The sequence below is a fragment of the Lachnoclostridium sp. An14 genome (assembly GCF_002160755.1).
Taxonomy (GTDB): domain Bacteria; phylum Bacillota; class Clostridia; order Lachnospirales; family Lachnospiraceae; genus Lachnoclostridium_A.
In genome coordinates this window covers 44979-69878 of record NZ_NFLE01000007.1, presented here as the reverse complement: position 1 = coordinate 69878, position 24900 = coordinate 44979, and the positions used below count along the sequence as shown (strand labels likewise).

Below are 24900 nucleotides of genomic sequence, written 5' to 3'. Positions count from 1 at the left end.
CCCAGCCCCGGACCGCATCCGGGCCGAAGGCTGGGCGTAAGCGCGCGGCGCGGATGTTTCCCACGCCGTACCCCTTTATTCATTCCTTTTTCTTACCAGTAAACTGCGCCTCCCGGGCCTAAAGGCAGGTTGAGAGCCACCCAGATGATCACCTGGATGATCCACACAATGGCAAAAGTCACGGAGAAGGGCAGCATATTGGCGATAATCGTTCCGATTCCCACGTCCTTTTTATATTTCTGGGCGAATCCAATGATAATCGGCATATAGCTAAACAGCGGCGACAGCGGGTTGGTGATGGAGTCGCCGATCCGGTATACCGCCTGGGTGATGGCCGGGTCGTAGCCCAGAAGCATCATCATGGGCACGTACACCGGGGCCAGAATGGCCCACTTCGCGGAAGCGGAACCGATAAACAGGTTTACCATGCTGGCTACGATGATCAGGCCGATCATCAGCGGAATTCCCGTAAATCCCACGGAAGCCAGGCCGTCCGCACCGGCGATGGCCACGATGGTTCCGATGTTGGACACCGAGAAGAAGTTGGTGAAAATGGAGATGAAGAAACACATAAACACGTAGGTTCCCATCTCGGAAAAGCCCAGGCTGATGTCCGCCCACAGGTCTTTATCGTTCTTGTACTTGCCGATGGCAATGCCGTAGGCCACGCCGGGCACCATCAGAGCCAGGCTTACGGTGAACACGATTCCCTTGGTGAAGGGAGCCGCGGAGTTGGTGATGGAACCGGTCTCGTCTGCCAAAATCGCCCGATCCCCAAATACGGGAAGGGACAGCAGCAGCATGATGATGAAGAACACCAGCTCCGCCACTCCGGCAGCCACCAGGCCCTTTTTCTGTACCGGCGTCAGGCTGGTATTTTCTGTGTCAAAATTATAGGACTTCAGTTCCTCCTTGGTGATGACGAACCGGCGGGCCAGCACCTTCTCCACCAGGATGGTTCCCGCAATGGTCAGAACAACGCAGGAAACCATGAGGAAGTACCAGTTAATGGCGATGGAGGCGGAATAGTTGGGGTCGATCATCCGAGCCGCCACCTCGGTGTAGCTGTAGGCCAGGGCATCGGAGAGGCCCAGGACCATGTTGGCGCAGAATCCGGCTGCCACAGAGGCAAAGGCCGTGTACAGGCCCAAAAGCGGATGCCGACCCACGGTCATAAACAGCACCGCGGCCAGAGGCGGCAGCACGATAAAGCCGGCGTCTCCCGCGATATTCAAGTTAATTCCCAGGAAAATGACCACCATGGTCACAATCCAGTTTTTCGCCCCGCCCAGGAACCGGTGCATCAGGGCAATCAAAAATCCGCTTTTCTCCGCCACGGAGGAGCCGATCACGGCCACCAGCACCATGCTCAGAGGCGCGAATCCCGCGAAGTTGGAGATGACATTGTTCCACAGGTACTGAATTCCGTACACGGAAAGCAGGTTCACCGGCTTTACGGTCTCTCCGTTTGCCGGGTTTACCACGGAAACGCCGATGGCGCTTAAAATCGCGGAAAGCACAATCACGATTCCCGACAGCATCAGGAACAGTGTGATGGGGGCCGGAAGTTTGTTTCCCACTCTCTCAATGGAGTCCAGGATCCGGTCCAGCCGTTTTTTCTTTGTTGTTTCACTCATACGCATTCCCCTTTCTTTTTCTCTGCGTCCAGCCAAAACCTGCGTCCCATTCCCAGCAGCGCCTGATTTTGACCTCTGTTTCACACTTTATCTTAGTAACAAAGCAAAACATAAAATTTATTATACGGGGTTTTGGATATTTTTGCAAGTAAAAATGTGGAAGATGTGAAAAAGGTGTTAAAAAAGGAAATATGGACGGAAATGCGGGTGGAACCCTCTATAAGAGAAATAAGAAAAACAAGGCAGCCTGGGCAGGGGCGGTATTGGTCGCCGCGTCGGCAGCAATCTTCTTCCGTGTGAAATGCGTATCCGCCAAAGCACGGCTGCGCCAGCAGCCAGTTTCTTTTGCGCGGAGTGCGCTCGCCTCCCGCTGGAGCTTTCTGTGACACAGGGAATGCGGTCTCCCATGGCACAAAAGTGTACGCAGTAGCGCACGCGCCGGAGCACGGCTGCGCCAGCAGCCAGTTTCCTTTGCGCGGAGTGTGCCTCCCTCCAGAGGCTTTTGCGCCACAGGGAACGCAGTCTCCCATGACACAAAAAGAAAAGACCGCCATACCCGGAAATCCAGGTATCACGGTCTCTGCCCCTGCCAAGGAGTGCCGGCTGCGGGACTTGAACCCGCACGGTGTCGCCACCAATGGATTTTGAGTCCACCTCGTCTGCCATTCCGACAAGCCGGCGCTGCACAATCAGCGAATGTTATATTATCAGAAATCAACGAAAAAAGCAAGTGTTTTTCCATTTTTTTCTTCAGAAACTTTCTAGACTTTCTAGAAGCTTTCTAGACTTTCTAGCAGAAACTTCCCAGAATGTTCTCCCGACACATCCTTCTGGTTTCCACAGATACATTCCCAGAAACTCCTGAAACGATTCCTTTCCGATTGTGAAAGCCAAAGCAGCGGGCTGTTTGTGTTCCGTTCCTCGCTCCGTTCCCCACCATTCCAGGGAAACGGCTGCCGGATGTTTGCGGCGTGCCTTATTTCCCGCAGGCCTCCATGGCCCGGGCCAGCTTTTCCTCCGCCGCCCGGCCCAGATCGCCCTCGTCTTCCTCATCCGGCCCGGCGCTCACCGTCAGCTCCTTTGAGATCACAGCCTTCTTCTCCCCGTTCTCCGTCTCAAAGATCAGTCCCATGGTCCCGTCCGGGTAAAACTCCAGCAGGCACAGCTCTCCCTCTGCCGCCAGGGCAGTCCGGCCTTCCCGCTCCAGACGGGGCAGCTCCTTTACCACCTCTTTCAGGGCCTTCGGATCCCACTTGGACACTGCCGCCTCATTCATACAGAAGGCTCCGGCCAGCTCCCGGCCCTCCGGCCAGAAACAGAAGGCGCAGTACGGCTCATCCGCGTCCCAGATCTCCGGCTTTAACACCTCTTTTACCGCCTTTAAGCCTTCCTCATCCTTGCGAATTCCGGCCACAGCCTCCAGGCGGCGGCTCTCCGCCGCCGTGCCGGTCTCCCCGCAGCGGGCAGCTCCGGCCATAATCCTGGCCTTCTCTAACTCCTCCAGAGATTCCCCTGCGCAAACCGCCTCCTCCAGGCGCTCAAATTCCGCCAAACCGGCTCCCAGGGCCCGTCCCTGTCTCGCCGCCTCCAGAGCCTTTTCCTGATCTCCCAGGCTGCTGTACAGCTCCGCCGCCAGATACCAGCCATCCCGGTCCTCCGGAATGTCTTTCAACCCCTCCTCCACATATCTCAGAGCTGCCTCCGGCCGGCCGCAGTACAGCGTTCCGCGGGCCATGAGCAGATTCCACTCTCCCCGGTCCACTCCCACTGCCCCGGCCCGCTCCAGCCAGCGGACCGCCATATGGCAGTGCTCATAATCCCCCAGCGCCAGACAGCCTCTCGCCATCCACAGCGCCAGCTCCGAATCCGCCGCCGCGCCGATCCCCGGAACGGCCTCATCGCCCATCCATTCTTTCTGCAGCCGTTTCAGATAGCGGATTACCGCGCTGCCGCTCACCGCATCTTTCCAGCCAATCCAGTCTAAAATCTGTCTCTCCTCTGCCCCAAGACATTTGCTACCCATTCTTTTTCCTCCTGTTCTTTTTCTGCGGTTTCCGTCTCCTTTCTCCCCGTCCGCCGGCGGGCGCGTTTCATCGGTTTGGCCCACGCTGGCAAGATAATTTCATTATACTATGGCCTATCCCGCTAAACTTTACGGTTTTTGTACGTTTCTATTACGGAAACCTGACGTTTTACAAATTATTCCCTTATATTTCTGAATTTTTTCTTGCAAATTATGAAATCTTTCGTGCTTTTTCTGTCTTTCTCTTTAAAATAATCCCCCGGAACGGAAAATAGTAGATAAAGTTTTGGTTCTGTTATATAATGTCATTGAATCAAATAAGGGGCGGGCAGCTCTTTCGTCGAGGCCCCATATCAGACAAAAGAAAGGAGACCCAGCTTATGAAGCATTCTCTTACAATCCCGGCCCTGCTGGCGGCCGGCCTGTGCCTGGCAGCCGGCTGCGGCTCCAAAAACAAAGTGGACCTCTCCTCCTCCCACACGACGGCGGCGGAGACCATGGCAGAAACCACAGAGGCAGCGCCGCCCACCGTGGAGGAAACGGAACCGGCCGCGGACAGCAGCCGCCCTGCCTCCGGACTTTCCACTTCCGTGGAGACCTATTCCTCTGGGGACATTTCCATCCAGTACCCGGTGGTGGCAAATTTAAACAATAGCGAGACCGAGGACGCCGTCAACGCTCTTTTAAAGAGCAATGCCATCTCCATCATCAAAGCCCAGGGACTGGACGAAACCTCCGACCGCCTGGAAATCCAGTGTGAGATCCTCTCCGCCGACAGAAACCGGCTGACTGCCGTCTACAAAGGCGAGCTTTCCGCCGGCGGGGCCGCCCATCCCGTCTCCATTTTCTACACCAATACGGTGGACATGGGCAAGGCCGCTGACATCGGTTTTTCCACCTACGCCGATCCTCACACCATGGCGGGCTACGTCATGTCCGACGCCTGTGAGTTTACCGGGCTGGACGCTGAGACGGAGCAGGCGGTAAAGGAGTACAAGGCCACTCAGACCATTGACTCTTACACCAAGCTGTTTCAGAAAGCCGATTTTCCTTTAAAAGGAACCTCATTCCCGGAAAGTTTCAGCTATGAGGACAAGGGAGCGATCTATTTCTCCATCCCTGTGCCTCACGCCCTTGGCGACTACGCCATCGTGGAATTTACTCCGGAGACCAAATAGAACACAGAAAGGAAACCTGTTATGGAAAATGTAACCGTTTTTGATCATCCGCTGATCCAGCACAAAATTTCCATCCTTCGGGACAAAAACACCGGTACCAATGAGTTCCGGGCCCTCATCGAGGAGATCGCCATGCTCATGGGCTACGAGGCCCTTCGGGATCTGCCCCTTCAGGATGTGAAGGTGGAGACCCCCATTGAAACCTGCATGACTCCCATGATCGCCGGCAAAAAGCTGGCGGTGGTTCCCATCCTCCGGGCCGGCCTGGGAATGGTAAACGGCATCCTGGCCTTAGTCCCCTCCGCCAAGGTGGGGCACATCGGCCTTTACCGGGATGAGACCACCCATGAGCCTCACGAATACTACTGCAAGCTCCCGAACCCTATCGAGCTCAGAACCATCGTGGTGACCGATCCCATGCTGGCTACCGGCGGCTCCGCCGTGGCCGCGGTAAATTTCATCAAGGAGCACGGCGGCAAAAAAATTAAATTCATGTCCATCATCGCCGCTCCGGAAGGACTGGAGCGCCTTCACAAGGCTCATCCGGACATCCAGATCTACGTGGGACACGTGGACCGCTGCTTAAACGGCGACGCTTACATCTGCCCCGGTCTGGGCGATGCCGGCGACCGCATTTTCGGAACAAAATAAATCGGACTGCATTCCCGGAGAGACAGGCGGCATTTTCCCCGCCTTCCCTCCGGGATTTTATTTTGAAAGCCCCGGATGGGGGCGATATAGATGGGCGCGCTCGCGCGCACAGATATATCGGCATCAGACGGGCAAGACGGTATGAGAAAGTAGGGCGGTAGCCCGGATTTCGAATGCCGCCGGCAGATGGCGGGAACGCCGCAGGCGTGGAGCCATCTGGCTTTCATAATTCGCTATGACCGCGTTAGCGGTCATGTCCGTTTACTGTGAAAGCCCCGGATGGGGGCGATATGGATGGGCGCGCCCTCGCGCCGGAGCGCGGCTGCGTCAGCAGCCATATTCCTCCCCGTGGAGTGCGTCTCCTGGACATAAACGTCTCCGGCGAAGACTCTCACCTTTTGCCGTCTCCTTCCCGAAAACCTCTCTTTCCAGCGGGGCAGGGTTTCCTGCCGTCACAGGATCCCCTGAAGCTCCGGAAACATCTCAATACTCCGCTCCAAAATCCCGTTCATGTAGGCCAGGGCAATCCCATAATTGGTAAAGGGCACCCCCTGGGCTCTGGCCCGGTCCCGGCGGAAGGCCACCTCCCGCTCATTTAACATACAGCCGCCGCAGTGGATCACCAGCCGGTATTTTTTAAGATCTTCCGGAAACTCCCTGCCGGAGGATGTGGCCAGCTCCAGCCGTTTCCCCGTGGTCTTTTTCAGCAAAGCGGGAATTTTCACTGTGCCGATGTCGTTGCACTGGCGGTGATGGGTACAGCCCTCGGAGATCAGTACCCGGTCCCCGTCCTCCAGACTCCGGATGGCCGCGGCCCCCTCCAGGGCGTCGCGGAGAAAGCCTTTGTACCTGGCCATCAGGATGGAAAAGGAGGTAAGAGGCACCTCCCTTGGCACCAGGTCTTTCACCCGGCCAAAGGCCTGGCTGTCCGTGACCACCAGCTGGGGCAGAGCGTCCCTTTCCCTCATGGAGGCCATCAGCCCTTCCAGCTCCTGATCCCGCACGGCGGTGGCAAAAGCTCCCCACTCCAAAATGTCCCGGATCGCCTGCTGCTGGGGCAGGATGAGCCGTCCCTTGGGGGCTGACTCGTCGATGGGGATCACTAAAACCACCTGGTCCCCGGCGGAGAGCAGGCCGTCAAACAGCCGTCTCTCTCCCCTCTCCCTCCGGTCCGCCAGCACCAAAGAGGCGATCCGCTCCTTTAGCTCCGAAACGCCCTCTCCCGACAGGGCGCTCACAACCACTGCCGGCGCCTGAGCCTCCAGCTCTGCCGGCACCGCCTGCTGCTCCGGCAGGTCTGCCTTGTTCCACGCTATCATAAGCGGCACCTGCCGTTTCTTACACAGACGGATCAGCTCCTCCTCCTGTGGCGTTATTCCTTCTTTTCCATCTACCACCAGGACGGCGCAGTCCGTTTTTCCCAAAACCTGCTCCGCCTTCTGCACCCGCAGTTTTCCCAGCTCTCCCTCGTCGTCCAGCCCGGGAGTGTCCATGATAACCACCGGCCCCAAGGGCAGCAGCTCCATGGATTTATAGACCGGGTCGGTGGTCGTCCCCTTCACCGGGGAAACCACAGAAAGCTCCTGGCCGGTAACCGCGTTCACCAAGCTGGATTTTCCCGCGTTTCTGCGGCCGAAAAAGCCGATATGGGCCCGCTCGGCCGACGGAGTCTCATTCATTCCCATCCCGTTTCGCCTCCTTTGTTCACACCATCCGGCTGTCCCCGCGGGCAACCGTTATCTCAAACCCAATGCTCTCCATCTCCTGCTTTAACAGATACAGGCTTTCCGCCGCCTCGGAGCCGCTGGAAAGCTTGTTATCGTACAGCATATACTTGCTGCGGACCGCTTTGGGGGACAGGTTTGGCATCACCACGTTGGCCCCCCATAAGATTCCCTGTCTCCGCCCGCCTTCCTCCGCCGTGCCCAGGGCCGTGGTGGCCGGGATCAGGGTTTCCGGCAGCATCAGCCGGACTATGGCGAGCAGATAGAGGGTGAGTTCCGCCGTTCCGCTCTTTTCCCCGCGAAAAGGGGTGTCTTTATGGGATAAAAAAGGCCCCATTCCCACCATATGAGGGCGGAATTCCTTCATAAACCGCAGGTCCGCCACCAGATCCTCCCAGGTCTGGCCGGGAGTTCCCACCATCATGCCGCAGCCCGTCTGGTAACCGATGTCCCGCAGCGTGTTCAGGCACTCCATGCGTTGGGAAAAGCTCATCTCCCGCGGGTGGAGCATCCCGTAATGGGACTCTGAGGCGGTTTCATGGCGGAGCAGATACCGGTCGGCCCCCGCCGCAAACAGCCGCTCGTAGCTCTCCCTGGGCCGCTCTCCCACCGACAGCGTGATGGCGCAGTCAGGGTACCTCTCCCGGATGGCCCTCACCACCTCCTCCAGGCGGTCATCGTCATACCAGGGATCCTCTCCGCCCTGGAGCACAAAGGTGCGAAATCCCAGGCCGTAGCCCTCCCGGCAGCACTCTAAAATTTCCTCCTTCGTGAGGCGGTAGCGCTCCGCCCGGCCGTTTCCTCTGCGGATTCCGCAGTAGTAGCAGTTATTTTTGCAGTAGTTTGTAAATTCAATCAGGCCGCGGATATAGACGTGACGGCCATATATCTCATCCCGCCGCGCGGCCGCCTGCTCCTTTAAAAAACCGGCCGTCTCCGGATCCCGGTCCCGGATCAGCTCCAAAAGGTTCTGATCCGGCAGATTTCCCTCCTTCGCCAGCGTCTCCGCCAGGCTCAGAGCGCGGCTCATCTTCCCGCCTCCAGGCAGGCCATGGTGACAACCTTCATGCCTCTCATCCTTTCTCTCCCCGGATGCCGCCGGGAAACCCCTAAAACGCCGCGCAGCCCTCCGCCGGCAAGCGGAGGGCTGCACACTGTTCTCTTACTGCTTCTCTACGATCTCACCCTGTTTTTTGTAAATGGAGCTGGCATCCACACAGCCTCTTACGCTGGACAGAGGATACACGTTGGAATTCTTTCCGATGATGGTTCCGGGATTCAGTACGGAATTGCAGCCGATCTCTGCCCCGTCCCCTACCATGGCGCCGAATTTCTTCAGGCCGGTCTCAATGTCTCCGTCCTCCGCGTGCACCTTCACCAGGCTCTTGTCCGACTTCACGTTGGAAGTGAGGGAGCCGGCGCCGAAGTGGGCCTTGGTGCCCAGGATGGAATCGCCAATGTAGTTAAAATGGGGCACCTGCACCCGGTCAAACAGAATGGAGTTCTTGATCTCCACAGAGTTTCCGATCACGCAGCCTCCGCCAACGATCACGTTTCCACGGAGGAACGCGCCGTTTCTCACCTCCACGTCAGGGCAGATGAGTAACGGCCCCTTGATGGCAGCCGTCGGCGGCAGCTTTACCGTCTTGTGCACATACATATTTTTGCCGATGAGCTGGTACTCCCCGGCGGGAAGGATTTTGGCGATCTCCTCGATGATCTCTCCGATATGGGGCAGTACCTCCCACGGGTAGGTGTATTTCTCCAGCCATTTGCGGCTGATTGTATTTGTCAGATCGTAAAGCGCTTGAATCGTCATGTCCTGTTTCTTCATTGTTGTTCTCTCCTCACTTCCTGCGGACGGCGGCAGTCCCGCCGGTCCGTGTTACTTTTTATAGTTGACCGCTGCCGCGTCGAAGGCGGTGCGCAGATCATACTGATTTCTCAATTTTAACACACTTAGGGTCCTTCCGGCTACAAATTTTTCTAATTTTTCCATATATTCCTCGGAGGTGATGCTTCCCTCCGCCACATAGGTCAGCCCTTTCTCCCAGCTGGCTGTCAGCTCCGGGTTCAAAAGCTGCCGGATGGAGGCGTCCACCGTGTCAAACACGATCTCCCCTAAAAGGGTGGGGGTGATGACCTGGGTCTTTCCGTTTAAGGCCAGATATTTGATATTTACCAGCTTTTTCAGGATTTCCGCCCGAGTGGCGCTGGTTCCGATACCGCTGCCCTTGATCTGGGCCCGCAGCTCCTCGTCCTCGATGAGCTGGCCGGCGTTTTCCATGGCCAGAATCATGGAACCGGAGGTGTAGCGCTTGGGCGGGGAGGTCTCTCCCTCCTTGATGGCCAGCGCGGAAAGGGGCAGCACAGCTCCTTTTTTCAAAGAGCCAAGCCACGCCCGGAACGCGGGATCCTCTGTCTGGGGCGACGGTTTCTCCCCGTTTTCACTTCCCTCGCCAGAGCCGTCTCTCTCCGCCTTCTCCCCTGGTTTTTTCCGGCCCGGCGGGGTGGCCACCTTTAAGTAGCCGGGATCCACCAGAAGGCGGTAGCTGGCAAAGAAATGCTCTGCCGGCGGGGCTGCGGGTTCTCCCGGGGAACGGGACGCCGGGGCTTGGGGCCGGGACTCTGGAGCCGGGGAGTTTCCCGCTCCATTCCCGGCCGTTTCCGCCGCCGCGGCGGCTGTCCGGCTCCCGCCGTCTCCTCCGGTGGGCACCGTCACCTCCAGGGACACCTTCTGATACACCGCCGGCGGGTAAAAGATGCTGAGGAACCGGCGGACGATCACCTCGTACACCGCCCCTGACAGCCCCTTTAGCCCCCTTAAGGCCCCCAGGCCCTGGCCGGTGGGGATGATGGCGTAGTGGTCCGTGATCTGCTTGTCATTTACATACCTGGTCTTTTCCAGGCCGCGGAAGGAACCGTTCTCCAGGATTTCCGCCGCGAAGGCCCCAAGAGCCCCGCAGGCTTTTAACCCCGATAAGTTCCTGGTGATCTCTTTCGCCACCGCCGTGGACAGCACCCTGGCGTCGGTTCTGGGGTAGGTCACCAGTTTCTTCTCGTACAGCTCCTGGACAATTTTTAAGGTCTCGTCGGGGCTGATTTTAAACATTTTTGAGCAGTCGTTCTGCAGCTCTGCCAGGTTGTAGAGCAGGGGCGGGTTTTTCGTCTCCTTTTTTCGCTCCACAGCCGTCAGAGTCCCCGTGCCGGGGCCGGCGGCCCGCAGAAAGGCGATCAGCTCCTCCGCCCGTTTCCGCTCCTTAAATCCGTTTTCCTTATACAGATAGGGCGACTGGTAGTACCGGGAGCCGGGCACAGCCCGCCACTCTCCCTCCAGCCCCGCCGGCAGCTCCCCGAAGGTGCCCAAAACCCGGTAAAAGGGTGTTTTCACAAAGCCGCGGATCTCCCTCTCCCTGCGCACCACCATGCCCAGCACGCAGGTCATGACCCGGCCCACGGACAGCACGGTGCGGTCGGTGCGCAGATAGCTGGAAATGGAGGGGCCGTATTTTAAAGTGAGCAGGCGGGAGAAATTGATGCCCATGAGATAGTCCTCTTTGGCACGGAGGTAAGCGGAGGCGGACAGGTTGTCGTACTCCGTCCAGTCCTTGGCCTCCCGGATGCCCCGCAGAATCTCCTCCTCCGTCTGGGAATCAATCCAGACCCGTTTCCGCCTCTTGCCGTGCACCCCGGCCATCTGGTCCACCAGGCGGTAAATGTATTCTCCCTCCCGCCCGGAGTCGGTGCATATGTATATGGTGTCCACATCGGGGCGGTTTAATAAGCCGCTGACGATACGGAACTGCTTGGCCACGGAGGGGATAATTTCATATTTAAATTCCCGGGGCAGGAAGGGCAGAGTTTCCAGGCTCCACCGCTTGTACTTCGGGTCATAGGCCTCCGGATAGCTCATGGTAACCAGGTGGCCCACACACCAGGTGATAATGGCGTCGCCGGACTCGATATAGCCGTCTGAGCGGCGGCCGTTTACCCGCAGGGCGTTGGCGAATTCCTGGGCGACGCTGGGTTTTTCTGTGATGTATAACGATTTTGACATAAGATACCTCTCTGAGTGTTCACGTTATACTATAACATTTACATTTGGGAATATCAATGATACAATAAAAAAGTGTGCACTGCAATGCACACTCGCGCCGGAGCGCGGCTGCGCCAGCAGCCATTTTCCTTTGCGCGGAGTGCGCCTCCCGCCGGAGGCTTTTGTGTCATAGGGGACGCAGTTTCCTATGACATAAAAAAGTGTGCGCAGTAACGCGTGCGACGGGGCGCGGCTGCGCCAGCAGACGGTTTTCCCTGCGCAGACGGAGGCGTTTCCCGTCGGAGCGCGGCTGCGCCAGCAGATGGTTTTCTCTGCGCGGGTTGCGTTTCCCGCCGGAGGCTTTTGCGGCTGGAAACGCCGTTTCCTCCGGACAGCAAAACCACCCGGCCGCGGCGCGCATTTTACGGAAATTTTTACAGAAAAGAGGTTTTCCATATGGCTATCGACAAAGTAAGAGAATATTTTAAACAGTACGGCAGGGAGCAGGACATCCTGGAATTTCCCGTTTCCAGCGCCACCGTGGAGCTGGCGGCTAAGGCCGTGGGAACGGAACCGGCCCGGATCGCCAAGACCCTTTCCTTCTACGACAAGGACAGTGACGGCTGCATCCTGGTGATCACCGCCGGGGACACCAAGATCGACAACAGCAAGTTCAAGCATTTCTTCGGTTTCAAGGCGAAAATGCTCTCCGGCGAGGACGTGGAGCGGCTGACGGGCCACGCCATCGGCGGCGTCTGCCCCTTCGCCAACCCGGACCACGTGGCCGTCTACTTAGACGATTCCATGAAACGGTTTGAGACCGTATTCCCCGCGGCGGGCAGCGCCAACTCCGCCATCGAACTCACCTGCGACGAATTGACCGCCTACTCCCACGCCAGCCAGTGGGTGGACGTCTGCAAAACCATGTAAGGGAGGAGAACGGTTATGAAACGGGAAATGACCATCGGATTTATCGGATTTGGAAATATGGCACAGGCCCTGGCGGACGGGCTGCTCTTAAAGGGGGCGGCAAAGCCGGAACAGCTCTGCGCCTGCGCCAAGCACTGGGACAAGCTGGAGGCCGCGGCCGCGGCCAGAAACATTCACCCCTGCCGCACGGCAACGGAGGTGGCGCAGAGGGCGGATTTGATCGTTCTCGCCGTAAAGCCGTACCTGATCGAGGAGGTAACTGCCTCCATCCGGGATCTTCTGCCGGGAAAAGTGGTGGTCTCCGTGGCCGCCGGCTGGAACTTTGAGAAATACCAGGCCATCCTGCCCTCCGGCACCCACCACATCAGCACCATCCCCAACACCCCCGTCTCCGTGGGCGAGGGCATCATCGTCTGTGAGAGCCGTCACTCCTTAAGCGAGGAGGAATACGAGGCCTTTGAGGCACTGTTCTCCCCCATCGCCGTGATTCAGCCGGTGGAGACCTCCCAGCTCTCCGTGGCCGGCACCTTAAGCGGCTGCGGCCCCGCCTTCGCGGCCATGTTTATTGAGGCTCTGGCAGACGGCGCCGTCCGCCACGGACTGACCAGAGCCGCCGCTTACCGCCTGGCCAGCCAGATGGTGGCCGGCACAGGAAAGCTCCAGCTGGCCACCGGCGCCCATCCTGGCGCCATGAAGGACGCCGTCTGCTCTCCCGGCGGCACCACCATCGTGGGCGTCTCCGCCCTGGAGGAAAAAGGGTTCCGAGGCGCGGTGATCGGCGCCATTGACGCCATCGAGAGCCGGCGGTCATAAAAACACTTGTTTATGTATAATAGAAACCGGCGGCACGCCCCTGCTCCGGGCCTTTCCCAGGCTCCGGGCAGACAGCGTGCCGCCGGTTGTTCTATCTCGCTGATTCCCCAAACAGCTTATAATACTGCACGATCTGGTATTCCCCGATCCGCTCGTCAAATCCATTGGTCTCCAGGTGGCTGTGGGCCTTTCCGTCCCCGTCAAAGTATCCGGAGAAGGTGAGGGCCGGGATTTCCTTCTGGAACTGCCCCAGAAAATCCCCGTATTCCCCCGCGTCCACACCGGCGCACTCCAGGACGTAATTTCCCAAGAAATTTAAGCTGGTGATCTCCGGCGCCTCCGCCTCCAGCCCGTAGTTGGACCAGATAAAGTAGGGCACCCGGAATTTCCCCATGTACTCCGCCATGGTCATATCCTTCTGCTTTACGCCGTAAGCCTTGTCCAGGAATTCCTGTTCCACCGACGGCTGATGATCCCCGAACATGACGATGAGCACCGGCTCCTCCTGAGCGGAGAAATACCGGATCAGCTCCTCCACCGCCAGATCCGTCTCCCGCTCCAGGGTGAGGTACTGCTCCGCCATAGGATAGGCCCCCGGCTCGTCCGCCACCTGCACCACCGTCTCGTAGTCCGGATCGGTGTAGCTGCCGTGATTCTGGATGGTCACATTAAACAGAAACAGCCGTTCTCCCGGCTCCCGCTCCTCAAACTCCCGAATCACCTGGGCAAAATCGGCCCGGTCGCTCACATAGCCGTGGAGCTCCTCCATTTCCACATCCATATCCTCCCCGCTGAGAAATTCGTCAAAGCCCAGAAGGGGATAGGCCTGGTTCCTCTGCCAGGAGGTTCTCTCCCCTGGATGGAAGGCCAGACAGCGGTAGCCGTTCTCCTTTAATATGGACGCCATGGAACGGGACGGCCCCAGAATGTACTGCTGATAGGGGATGCTCCCCGGCGGCAGAAAGGCCATAGTGTTTCCCGTGAGGAACTCAAACTCGCTGGCGCTGGTGCCCGCCCCGAACACGGAGGTGTAGGCGTGGCCGAAAACGGCGTCCATGGAGCGGATATAGCCCATCACCTCGTGGGTCAGCTCCAGATTCCCCGCCTCCTCAAAGTCAGCCCAGGACTCGTTCATAATGGCGATGATGTGAGGCCGCTCAGACTCCTTAACCTCCACCGGGACCGGCTCCTTCGCCGCGGCCAGCTGGGTTCCGCTCCCGCCGTCCGCCGCAGCGGCCGCCTCCACCAAAAGCTCTCTCGCCCGCTCCGGGGAATACCCTTCCGGCACCTCCACATTTAAAAATTCCAGGTTGCAGAGAAAGGCTCCCACGGCGCCGCTCTCCCGGTAGGCCTTCGCCTGATCCCACACGTCCGCCTCGATTCCGAACCGTTTCAGATTCTCCGGTTTCCACACCGGCGCCAGGCACAAAAGCCCCAGAACGAGGACGGCCGCCCGGCTCCAGCCCTTCAGCCGCAGCCAGCCCTTCTTCCGAAACACGATGCCCCAAACCGCAAACCCAGCAAGGAGAACCAGCACGGCCTCCATCTGCCAGGTCAGATGCAGGCGGTAGGTGCCGGACACGGCGGCCGCCGTTCCCAGGGCCGTAAAATCCCATGGCAGCACCGGATTTCCCCGAAATTCCGCCACAAAAAAATTCGCCGCTCCCCACAGCCCAAAAAGGAGGTGGACCGCCGCTGCCGAGAGCAGGGCCCGCCCCGTCAGAGCGCAGAGCAGGTAGTACACCGCCCCGATGCAGAGGGCATTTCCCAGGGCCGCGGAAAAAGAGGTCTCCCACGGCAGCCCGCCAAATACCAGCTGCATCCCATAAAACGCCGTAAACGGCACCGCAACCAAAAAGCCCGCCATCCCAAGACGGCGGGCCATATGATGATGTTCCATGAATCAATCTCCCCTGTCTTATCCTTTCAAACGATTTCTTATTCTATCTTAAAACCGCAGAAATGTCAAAGGAAACCAAAAATTCCCACAATCCCCGCGGGACCGCGGAAACCTGCGGCTCCGGCAAACAGCCGCCACCTGAAAATCTCTGCAGATCTCCTGCAAATCCCTGAAAATCCTCAGGGAATCCCCCAGGCCGGCTTATCCGCCCCAGGCCGCAGGCTCCAGTCTCCAGGTTTCAGGCTGCCGGCAAATACTCAATACTCCCATCAGCGTCTCTCCTTCGCCCGCTCATAAAGCTCCTCCACAGCAAACTGAATCCTGGTGGCGTTAAACCCATCCTCCTCAAGGGGAAACAGGAAGTAGCTGTCATCCAGCACGGACAGCACCACGCACTGTCCCTTGCCCCGGTAGTTGTATTCCGTGTGGATGGAGGTCATGGAGATGGCCGGAAAATGGACCGTCCGCTCCTTCCCATCCTGGTAATGGGAAAAGGTCAGGTCAAAGCCCGTTTTCCCGTGTACCAGCCTGCCCCTTCCGCAGGAGATAAAATTCACCGCGTTCGGCAGGGCCTCCACCTCCACGGCGCAGTCCAGGCCGTACCGTCCTTCCCAGATCTCCCGGATCACGGTCTCCCTCTCCCATTCATACCAGTCCGGAATCTCCATCCGCTCTCCGTCCCCTTCCGCCGTCAGCGTCCCATACTCATCCATGACCCAGGAGGCACCGCAGTGTCGGCAAAAAAGACGGTCTCCCCGGGAACCCATCTGAAACGGCGTCCCGCAGCGCCGGCACTGGTATAAGGGCATATGGAGGCCCTCCGCCCGCCAGGGCACCGTAACAGCCATTTTCTTCTCCCTCTGCCACCGGTACTCGTCGTAGGAAAGCGCCTCCGAGAGCCTGTTCCAGATCTCCTCCGCGCTCAAGCTCTGCGCCTCCGCCCCGGAAACCGTCAGGGAGAGCTCCGCCTCCAGACGCACCTCCCGCCGCGGCCTGGTATTCCAAATGGGGGACTGGAGATAGTTTCCCTTCATATTTAATGTGACCACGGGAACCTTCAAAACCTTCACCAGCTTTGCCACCGCCTCCGGCAGACGGGAGCTGGTTCCCACATTGGCGTACCGGGCCTCCGGGTACAAAACCAGGATTCCCCGCCGTTTCATCACCCGGCGGATATTTTGAATCAGAGCGAAATCATCCACGAATTTCCTGGTGCCCAGACATCCCGCCTGCCGGTAATACCACTCCCCGAAGGCCTCAAACCCTTCCAGCTCCGACACGTAGTTGGCCCGGCGGGGAAAGAGAGCCAGGGGCGTGACATAAAAATCCGTAAAGGAGTGATGGGTTCCCAGCACCAGAAAAGGCGGTTTTACCCCTTTCATCCCTGTTTTCCGTATCGCCAGCCCCGCCCGCCGCGTCATCAGCCAGCAGCCCAGCCACAAAAAGGGCATGGCAAACAGATTCTGCCTGGGCGGCTCCCGAAAGCGGTCAAAGGCCTTCGGATCCGGCCGCTCCTCCAGGTCCTTCCTCACATACCGCCGCACCGGCGGCAAGCTGCACAAAAAGCAGTACAGCAGCCCGGAGGTCAGAAAGGAAAGCCCCGTGGGCGTCAGCAGAAACAGAAACCGGTGGTGAATCACCCCTCCCACCGGATCGTAGACCAGGAGGGAGGCAGCCATCCCCGCTGCCAGGCAGAAACATCCCACCAGCTGAAATCCGCCGGTGTAGCGGTAGGCCTCATGCCCCTTCATCCCGTAGGCGCTGCGAAAGGCCAGCCGCCCGTTTCGCACCAGGAAAAAATCGGCAAAGAGCAGACCGGCCAAAGGCCCGTACACGCAGGACCCAAGGGTCAGAAACGCCCCGAAATGCTCCTGAATCCCGCCCCACAGGCACAGCGCTCCCGCGTAAAATCCCAGCACCGCCACAATCTTGCCGTAACCCGCCCGCCGGAAGGTGGATTGTAACATCACCCCGTACAGGTAAGATCCCACCGCCTGGGTTCCCACGTTGGCAAAGGCCACCAGCATCAGGGAGGTCCAGGCCAAAACCGGCACCTGCAACACCGCCATCATCACTGTGGGGTCCTCCGACATGGTTCCGGTGGCGTACTCTGTGGCGATGGCCATCACCGCCCCCAGCACCACGAAACAGGAGCCGGAAATCCCCTGGCCCACCACTCCCGCCAGGTATCCGCCCCGCTCCGTTCGGGCCAGCCGCGGCACCTGGGCCATTCCGCCCACCAGAGTGATCACAAAGGCAAAATTAGCCTCCACCGACGCCGCATAGGCCATCAGGGGATCCCTGTACCGGGGATGTGTTGGCACATAATCCCAGATCACGGAGGCAGGCACCTGGGTCACCGCTACCGCCGCCGCGATCCCTCCCGCCGCCAGCAGAGCCGGCACTAAAAGCCTGGTGGACCAGGTGATGGGGCCAAGGCCTTTTAAGGCGATCAGGCTCCCTCCTCCCACGCAGAGCAGCCCCAGGAGCTTATGGCCGGCATCCGAAACCGGGATTCCCGCCATCCCCGCCAGATTTCCCATGGACGAGGCAAACAGCTCCCCGCACACCGCGTACCAGGGAAAATTGACGGCGATGATGAGAAGGGTCATCCCCTTCACTCCCCGGTCTCCAAACACTGCCCGCAGCCAGATCCAGATGTCAATGCCGTACCGCGCCGAGAGCACCACCGGCAGCTGATAGAGGAGCAGTATAAATATGGCCCCGGCAAACGCCCCCACCAAAAGCTGACGGAACCCCACCAAAGTGGCCAGGTACGCCCCCTGGGTGTAGCTCCAGGTGGCAATGCAGTAACCGGACAGGATCAGGGCCGCATCCCAAAACCCGTATCTCCGCTCCTCCGGCATCACCGGCAGGATCCCAAGAGCCGTCTCCTGCTCCAGCTGTCGTCTTTCCTTTTCCATGTTCCATCTCCTCCCGTCAGCGAATCCAAGCCCCGGCAATGAGCGCCGCCAGACAGGCGAGGGCCAGTCCCGCCGCCGTCCGGTAATCCCGCCCCCTCATAGGCGGGACCCCCTGAAATCCTGGATCCTCCAGCCTCCGGATCCGCTGTTCCAGCTCCTGATCAAAGAATGGATCTCTTTCTGTTTCATTTGATTGTCTCATTGGTTTTTCTCTCCTGTTTTTCTCCATTTGCCCGCGGGAGCCTGCGGCAGCCATGGAAAATTTAGTTTCTCCGCCGAAACTACCTGAAAGCACCGCTGTCCAGGCAAATGGCCGTTTCCCCGCGCTTACGCACACTCGCGCCGGAGCGCGGCTGCGCCGGCAGCCATTTTCCTTTGCGCGGAGTGTGCCTCCCGCCGGAGGCTTTCCTGTCATAGGAAACGCAGTTTCCTGTTAAATGAAAAAAGGGTGCCCGCCGGTCATCCCGGAAAGCACCCTGAATTTCTCAATCTCACTGGAAGGAATTAGTCCTCCACCTTAACGATCTCTCTCTTATTGTAGCTGCCGCAAGCCTTGCATACTCTATGAGGAAGCATTAAAGCGCCGCACTTACTGCACTTTACTAAGTTCGGAGCGCTCATCTTCCAGTTCGCTCTGCGCTTGTCCCTTCTAGCTTTAGAAGTTTTATTCTTAGGACAGATAGACATGGTTTACACCTCCTTAAACTGTTTAAAAATATCCTGGATTACTGACATCCTTGGGTCTGAGGTGCTTCTGTCGCACTCACAGCTCTCAAAATTGAGATTTGCGCCACATCTATTGCAAATTCCTTTGCAATCTTCTCTGCACAGGACCTTCATAGGTAAGTTCAGCAATAGCTCATTGCGGACCAGTTGGTCTACATCCAGATAATTCCCACTTATATAGGGCTGCTCATCAAGCTCCTTCGCCCGGTCTTCTTCTGTCTGATTCAAATCAGCGGAAAAATTCACATCGAGATCAAAGTCTACCTTTACCGGCGTCAGACAGCGGTCACAGGGGATCTCCAAGGACAAGCGGATCTCTCCGCTGGCCTCCAGCTTTCTCTCGCCCGTATGACGAATCGTCAGCCGAACCGGCTCCTTCTTCACAATCTCATAGACACCGTCCGGCGCCTGAAACTGCTCCATCTCAATATCCTGAGTGTAGGTTCTCTCTTTTCCATCACTGGAAAACAGCTCTGATAAGTTTACCTGCATATTACTTCTCCTAATACGCACTTATGCTATTATACATAGGTGACTTTGGTTTGTCAACCACTTTTCTGCTATTATTTTACAAGCTCCAGAGTCTCGCGGGCGATGGCCAGCTCCTCGTCGGTGGGCATGATCATAACCTTCACCTTGGAATCCGGGGTGGAGATCATTCTCTTTTCGCCTCTCACCTTGTTGGCCTCCTCGTCGATGGTTACTCCCAGGTATGCCAGGCTGTCGCATACGTCCTTACGGATCACAGCGTCGTTCTCACCGATTCCGGCGGTAAAGGCGATGGCATCTACACCGTTCATGGCAGCCGCATATGCGCCGATGTACTTGATAATGCGGTACTCAAAGCTGCGGATCGCCATGTCAGCTCTCTCGTTGCCCTCGCTCTGAGCGTTCTGCACGTCGCGGCAGTCGCTGGAGATTCCGGAAATGCCTAAAAGGCCGGACTTCTTATTTAAGATGTCAAGCATCTCGTTGACCGTCTTGTTCTCCTTGTTGCAGATGAACTGAAGGACAGCCGGATCCACGTCTCCGCTTCTGGTACCCATTACAAGGCCCTCAAGAGGGGTCAGGCCCATGCTGGTATCCACACACTTTCCGCCGATGGATGCGGAAATGCTGGCGCCGTTTCCTAAGTGGCATACGATCACTTTGCCCTTCTCCGGATCCAGGCCGGCAAACTTTAAGACCTCGCCGGAAACGAAACGGTGGCTGGTGCCGTGGAAACCGTATCTTCTGATGCTGTACTTCTCATAGTACTCGTAGGGGATGGCGTAGAGGTACGCCTTCTTCGGCATACTCTGGCCGAAAGCGGTATCGAATACGGCTACGTTGGGAACGCCGGGCATAGCGGCCTCGCAGGCCTCGATGCCGATCAGGTTTGCCGGATTGTGCAGCGGTCCTAACTCAAAGCAGTCGCGGATCACTTTCTTCACATCCTCGTTTACAATGATGGAATCGCTGTAGTACTGGCCGCCGTGAAGCACTCTGTGTCCCACTGCGGAGATCTCGTCGGTGCTGGCGATCACGCCGTGCTCCGGATCTACCAGGGCGTCCATTACCATCTGAACGGCTACCTTGTGGTCCGGCATATCCTTCTCCACAACGAATTTATCCTTGCCGGTGGGCTTGTGGGTCAGCATGGAACCGGCGATTCCGATTCTCTCGCAAAGGCCCTTTGCCAGTACGCCCTCGTTGTCCATATCAATGAGCTGATACTTTAAGGATGAGCTGCCGCAGTTGATCACTAAAATTTTCATATTGACTTCTCCTTTATATTTATTCACACGAATGCCGGAACACGGCCTGTCCCGGCATTCCCCCGCCCGATTTTCCGGGCCGCCTGGATGCAGGCGGCCTGCGGTGCGGACGGTTAATTTTCGTTCTGAGCCTGTACGGCGGTGATGGCAACTACGCCCACGATGTCGTCAGCGGAGCAGCCTCTGGACAGGTCGTTTACCGGCTTTGCGATGCCCTGGCACATGGGGCCGTAAGCCTCTGCCTTTGCCAGTCTCTGAACCAGCTTGTAGCCGATGTTTCCGGCATCCAGATCCGGGAATACCAGTACGTTGGCATGGCCGGCTACCTTGCTGTTCGGTGCCTTGGAGGCGCCGATCTCGGGAACGATAGCCGCATCCAGCTGCAGCTCTCCGTCCAGAGCCAGCTCGGGAGCGGTCTCCTTGGCGATCTTCGTGGCCTCTACCACCTTGGTCACGTCGTCGTGCTTTGCGCTTCCCATGGAAGAATGGCTGAGCATGGCAACCTTCGGCTCCGCGCCCACTAACATCTTAAAGCTCTCCGCGGAGGAAACGGCGATGGCCGCAAGCTCCTCCGGATTCGGATTCTGATTCAGGCCACAGTCTGCAAATACAAAGGTGCCGTTCTCGCCGAACTCGCAGTCCGGAACTTCCATCAGGAAGAAGGCGGAAACCAGCTTCGTGCCCGGTTTCGTCTTGATGATCTGCAGGCAGGGACGCAGGGTGTTGGCGGTGGAGTGGCAGGCGCCGGAAACCATTCCGTCGGCGTCGCCGTTCTTAATCATCAGGCAGCCGTAGTAAGCGTAGTCCTTGAGCATGGTCTCTCTGGCCTGCTCCGGGGTCATTCCCTTGGACTTTCTCAGCTCTACGAACAGGTTCACGTACTCCTCCGTCTTCTCGTAGGTAAACGGGTTTACGATGGTGGCGCCGGAAATATCCAGGCCCTCGCTGTTTGCCGCAACCTCCTCCGGAGTTCCGATGATAATCAGATTCGCAAGCCCCTCCTTCAGGATCTTCTCCGCAGCCACGAACGTTCTCCTGTCCATGGACTCCGGCAGCACGATGGTTTTCTTGTCAGCTTTTGCTTTCTCCTTAATTACATCAATAAATCCCATGACATAATCCCCTTTCATTATCTTTGAAGCATCTATGCTCATTATATACTATAAGTTTATTGTATACAAGATACTTTCTCCAATTTTCTTGTACTTTTTTCCATACCATAAACTGGAAAACGGCCTGCCAATCAGATCTTCTCAAACCGCTCCACGTCCACCACGAAAATGGTAGCGCCGCCCACCTCAACGGTCATGGGCATGGTGGAATAATTGACCATGGCGGGGCCGGAAACATAGGGCATATTGACGGTGATTTTCTGTCTCTCGCCGCACTCGTGCTTGATAATGTCGATCACGTCCTGCACCTTATCGTCATCCACGCCGATCATCAGGGTGGAGTTCCCTTTTCTTAAGAATCCGCCGGTGGTCGCCAGCTTTGTAACGGAGAATCTGTGAACGGTCAGCTCATTCATAACCTCATCTTCATTGTCTTTTCTAACGATTGCATATACCAATTTCATAGCATATCCTCCTTATTATTAGCATTAACCTATATTATACACTAAAATTTCGGTTTTTGCTTGTAAAAATTACATAAAATTTTATTAAGAATATCCGTGACTTTTCTTATTTCTAATGATAGAATAAAGGCCATGCAAAGGAGGCACAGGGATCTTTATGAACGTAACGGGAATTATCGCGGAATACAATCCGCTTCACTGCGGCCACCGCCACCATCTCACCCTTTCCCGGGAACGGACGGGGGCGGACTACCTCATCGCCGTGATGAGCGGGGACTACGTGCAGCGGGGGGAGGCAGCTGTGGCGGACAAATATCTCCGGACCCGCATGGCGCTCCTTGCCGGGGCGGATCTGGTGCTGGAGCTGCCCTTTCCCTTCTGCTGTTCCTCCGCCGAGGACTTTGCCTCCTGCGGAGTGAGCCTGCTGGACCAGCTGGGAGTGGTGAACGCCCTCTCCTTCGGCAGCGAGGCGGGAGATGCACAGGCCCTTATGGCCGCTGCGAAACTGCTCTCCCAGGAACCGGAAGAATATCAGACGGCCTTAAAAGACGCCTTAAGCCGCGGAATGTCCTTCGCGGCGGCGAGACAGGCGGCCTTAAAAGGTTCCGGGCAGGCAGCGGAAAACAGCCCAAAGGAAACGGCGGATGCCCTCCTTTCCTCTCCCAACAATATTTTAGGGGTGGAATACCTGCGGGCGCTGCTGCGGCTGAAAAGCTCCATCCGGCCGGTCACCATCCGGCGGGAGGGGGACGGCTACCACGAGACCGGAGTTCGGGACGGGGTGTTCGCGTCGGCCACTGCCCTGCGGCGGGTGCTGCGGGAGGACGGGAAACACGGGCTTTCCTCCCTGACCGGACAGGTGCCGGAGGACTGCCTCCCCCTTCTGATGGAGGGCCGGTTCCTGTTTCCGGAGGACTTCTCACGGATTTTGGACTATGCCATCCTTACAAAGGAACGAGACGGGTTCCTTCAGTATGCCGGCTTTTCCAGGGAGCTTGCCGGACGGCTGGCTGCCCGCGCCCTGGAAACCGGCTCCTGGCAGGACCGGGTCCTTCAGCTAAAAACGAAAAACTACACCTACGCCCGCATCAGCCGCGCCCTTTTAAGCCTGGTGCTGGATGTGCGGGCGGAGGAGCTTTCCCGGTGGCGGGACGGCGGAATGTCCGCCCCCTACGCCCGCATCCTGGGGTTTAAGCGGAGCGCCATCCCCCTTCTCTCCGCCATCAAGGCCCACAGCGCCATCCCTCTGATCTCCAAACCGGCGGACGCCGGACGGCTGCTGTCCCCGGAGGCCTTTTCCATGTTTGAAACAGGCGTCACTGCCGCCCATGTCCGCGGGGCCGTGGAGGCGGGAAAGTATGGCGGGACGGCGGTTCATGAGTATCAGCGGCAGATTGTGGTGATGTGAAACAGTTTTATGCCATCAAAAAAACGGGAAAGACAGCTCTGGGAGGATCCCCAAGCCGTCTTTCCCGTTTTTCATTATCCGGTCAGGCATTTTTCATTATTGAACGTCAAGATTATGCGCAGCCATGCACACCCGCTCCAAAGCGGGGCTACGCCAGCAGCTATTTTCTTTTGCGCAGAGTGCCATCCCGCCGGACGCCTCATATCTATTACGCAAAAAACTTATCCTTATACCCCATCACCAAAATAAACAGCACCAGCAGGGGCACCACCCAGCTGATGTAGAACTGGACGGCCTTTCCGCCGGGGAATTTTAAGCCCTCGCCCTTGTCGGCCTCGTGGATGAAATTCTTCCAGCCCCAGCCGCATTTCCTCGTACAGAAAAACAGGTAGATCATGGAGCCGATGGGCAGAATGTTGTTGCTGACGATAAAGTCCTCCAGATCCAGGATGGTGGAACCGGCGCCCAGGGGCTGGATGCCGGAGAGCAGGTTGTAGCCCAAGAGGGCCGGGAAGGACAGGACGGCGATGACCACGCCGTTGACTCCCACTGCCCGCTTGACGGAACAGCCCGTCAGATCCGTGGCGAAGGAGATGATGTTCTGGAACACGGCGATGATGGTGGTCAGGGCCGCGAAACTCATAAACAGGAAGAACATGGCGCCCCACAGCCGACCCAGAGCCATGTGGTTGAACACATTGGGCAGCGTCACGAACACCAGGGACGGGCCCTGGCCCGTCTGGCCGCCGTTGTAGGCAAAGCAGGCCGGGAAGATGATCAGCCCGGCGGTGAAGGCCACGAAGGTATCCAGGATCATCACGTTTAAGCCCTCTCCCGTGAGACGGCGCTCGTCCCCGATGTAGGAGCCGAAAATGGCCAGGGCGCCGATGCCGATGCTCAAGGTAAAGAAGGCCTGACCCATGGCCGCGTAGAGGGCGTTGAACACACCGGCCTCCTGCATTCTGGAAAAGTCGGGAAGGAGATAGAATTTCAGTCCCTCTCTCCCCTCCGGAATCATGCAGGAATTCACCGCCATCACCACCATCAGCAGCATGAGGCAGATCATCATTTTCTTGGACACATTTTCTACGCCGTTTTGCAGGCCGTGGCCGCAGACGTAAAAGCAGACGATGACCACCACCAGCATATAGATGGCCATGAGGGAGGGATCGGCCATCAGCTTGTCAAACTCCCCGCCGACCTGCTCCGCCGTCATTCCGGCGTAGAAATCGCCTCTTAAAAACTTCACGAAATATTGAACCAGCCACCCGGCGATGGTGGTGTAAAACATCATCAGGATGTAGTCTCCCGCCATGTGGAACCACTTGGCCCAGTGCCATTTTGTGCCCTTGGGCTCCAGCACGTCATAGGATAAGGCTACAGACTTTTTGGAGGCCCGGCCGTTGGCAAACTCCATCACCATGATGGGCAGCCCAAACAGCACCAGAAAGGCCAGATACACCAGCACAAAGGCGGCGCCTCCGTACTGTCCCACGATGTACGGGAACCGCCATACGTTTCCCAGTCCAATGGCGCAGCCCGCGGAGATCAGAATAAATCCCACACGGGACGCGAAGGTTTCTCGTTTCTTTTCCATGTCACTCATTCCCCTTTTTC

At 57.8% G+C, this 24900-nt stretch carries 20 protein-coding genes and 1 tRNA gene; 5 read left to right on the top strand and 16 right to left on the bottom strand.

Annotated features, from left to right (window positions below; translation table 11 throughout):
• Positions 1-92: 92 nt before the first annotated feature.
• The 3 genes from B5E84_RS05850 to B5E84_RS05835 form a co-directional block, all read right to left on the bottom strand.
• Complete coding sequence (locus tag B5E84_RS05850) at positions 93-1637, bottom strand: AbgT family transporter (protein WP_087220584.1); 1545 nt, start codon at positions 1635-1637, stop codon at positions 93-95.
• A 597-nt stretch (positions 1638-2234) separates the two neighbouring features.
• Positions 2235-2317: transfer RNA gene (locus tag B5E84_RS05840), tRNA-Leu, on the bottom strand.
• A 296-nt stretch (positions 2318-2613) separates the two neighbouring features.
• Positions 2614-3660: a tetratricopeptide repeat protein gene (locus B5E84_RS05835; protein ID WP_087220577.1), complete on the bottom strand. Its 1047-nt coding sequence runs from the start codon at positions 3658-3660 to the stop codon at positions 2614-2616.
• A gap of 380 nt (positions 3661-4040) precedes the next feature.
• Here B5E84_RS05835 and B5E84_RS05830 point away from each other — a divergent pair, with 380 nt between their 5' ends.
• Together B5E84_RS05830 and upp are read left to right on the top strand one after the other, a co-directional pair.
• Positions 4041-4838 (top strand): polysaccharide deacetylase family protein, encoded by a 798-nt coding sequence (locus B5E84_RS05830; protein ID WP_087220575.1) that lies wholly within the window; start codon positions 4041-4043, stop codon positions 4836-4838.
• Between the two features lie 21 nt (positions 4839-4859).
• Positions 4860-5489, top strand: coding sequence for a uracil phosphoribosyltransferase (upp, locus tag B5E84_RS05825; protein WP_087220573.1), 630 nt, complete (start codon positions 4860-4862; stop codon positions 5487-5489).
• 452 nt (positions 5490-5941) lie between these two features.
• Here upp and hydF read toward each other — a convergent pair whose 3' ends face one another.
• The 4 genes from hydF to B5E84_RS21020 form a co-directional block, all read right to left on the bottom strand.
• Positions 5942-7174, bottom strand: coding sequence for a [FeFe] hydrogenase H-cluster maturation GTPase HydF (hydF, locus tag B5E84_RS05820; RefSeq protein ID WP_087220571.1), 1233 nt, complete (start codon positions 7172-7174; stop codon positions 5942-5944).
• A gap of 19 nt (positions 7175-7193) precedes the next feature.
• A complete protein-coding gene (gene hydE / locus B5E84_RS05815) occupies positions 7194-8243 on the bottom strand; it encodes a [FeFe] hydrogenase H-cluster radical SAM maturase HydE (protein WP_087220568.1) in 1050 nt (349 codons plus the stop codon).
• Positions 8244-8375: 132 nt separating this feature from the next.
• Positions 8376-9047 (bottom strand): LbetaH domain-containing protein, encoded by a 672-nt coding sequence (locus B5E84_RS05810; protein WP_087220565.1) that lies wholly within the window; start codon positions 9045-9047, stop codon positions 8376-8378.
• Positions 9048-9098: 51 nt separating this feature from the next.
• Entirely contained in the window at positions 9099-11270 is a 2172-nt protein-coding gene (locus tag B5E84_RS21020) for a DNA topoisomerase (RefSeq protein ID WP_242963312.1), read from the bottom strand.
• 435 nt (positions 11271-11705) lie between these two features.
• On the opposite strand from B5E84_RS21020, the gene B5E84_RS05800 reads away from it, so the two are divergent.
• Complete coding sequence (locus tag B5E84_RS05800; protein WP_087220725.1) at positions 11706-12179, top strand: YbaK/EbsC family protein; 474 nt, start codon at positions 11706-11708, stop codon at positions 12177-12179.
• A gap of 15 nt (positions 12180-12194) precedes the next feature.
• Entirely contained in the window at positions 12195-12992 is a 798-nt protein-coding gene (gene proC, locus B5E84_RS05795; protein WP_087220562.1) for a pyrroline-5-carboxylate reductase, read from the top strand.
• 91 nt (positions 12993-13083) lie between these two features.
• Here proC and B5E84_RS05790 read toward each other — a convergent pair whose 3' ends face one another.
• From B5E84_RS05790 to B5E84_RS05755, 8 genes are all read right to left on the bottom strand, one after another.
• Positions 13084-14892, bottom strand: coding sequence for a sulfatase-like hydrolase/transferase (locus tag B5E84_RS05790; protein WP_087220559.1), 1809 nt, complete (start codon positions 14890-14892; stop codon positions 13084-13086).
• A gap of 269 nt (positions 14893-15161) precedes the next feature.
• Complete coding sequence (locus B5E84_RS05785; protein ID WP_087220556.1) at positions 15162-17816, bottom strand: cytosine permease; 2655 nt, start codon at positions 17814-17816, stop codon at positions 15162-15164.
• 16 nt (positions 17817-17832) lie between these two features.
• Complete coding sequence (locus B5E84_RS20335; protein WP_143469184.1) at positions 17833-18018, bottom strand: hypothetical protein; 186 nt, start codon at positions 18016-18018, stop codon at positions 17833-17835.
• 302 nt (positions 18019-18320) lie between these two features.
• Positions 18321-18503 carry a 50S ribosomal protein L32 gene (gene rpmF / locus B5E84_RS05775; RefSeq protein ID WP_087220551.1) on the bottom strand — a complete coding sequence of 61 codons (183 nt, stop codon included), beginning with the start codon at positions 18501-18503 and terminating at the stop codon, positions 18321-18323.
• A 3-nt stretch (positions 18504-18506) separates the two neighbouring features.
• Positions 18507-19034, bottom strand: a complete 528-nt coding sequence (locus B5E84_RS05770; RefSeq protein ID WP_087220548.1) for a YceD family protein — start codon at positions 19032-19034, stop codon at positions 18507-18509.
• 71 nt (positions 19035-19105) lie between these two features.
• A complete protein-coding gene (locus tag B5E84_RS05765; RefSeq protein ID WP_087220545.1) occupies positions 19106-20299 on the bottom strand; it encodes an acetate/propionate family kinase in 1194 nt (397 codons plus the stop codon).
• Between the two features lie 113 nt (positions 20300-20412).
• Positions 20413-21411 carry a phosphate acetyltransferase gene (gene pta / locus B5E84_RS05760; RefSeq protein ID WP_087220542.1) on the bottom strand — a complete coding sequence of 333 codons (999 nt, stop codon included), beginning with the start codon at positions 21409-21411 and terminating at the stop codon, positions 20413-20415.
• A gap of 131 nt (positions 21412-21542) precedes the next feature.
• Positions 21543-21875, bottom strand: coding sequence for a cyclic-di-AMP receptor (locus B5E84_RS05755; protein ID WP_087220539.1), 333 nt, complete (start codon positions 21873-21875; stop codon positions 21543-21545).
• A gap of 157 nt (positions 21876-22032) precedes the next feature.
• On the opposite strand from B5E84_RS05755, the gene B5E84_RS05750 reads away from it, so the two are divergent.
• Positions 22033-23283: a tRNA(Met) cytidine acetate ligase gene (locus B5E84_RS05750; RefSeq protein WP_087220536.1), complete on the top strand. Its 1251-nt coding sequence runs from the start codon at positions 22033-22035 to the stop codon at positions 23281-23283.
• A 208-nt stretch (positions 23284-23491) separates the two neighbouring features.
• On the opposite strand, the gene B5E84_RS05745 is transcribed toward B5E84_RS05750, so the two are convergent.
• A complete protein-coding gene (locus tag B5E84_RS05745; RefSeq protein ID WP_087220533.1) occupies positions 23492-24880 on the bottom strand; it encodes a sodium-dependent transporter in 1389 nt (462 codons plus the stop codon).
• Between the last annotated feature and the right edge of the window lie 20 nt (positions 24881-24900).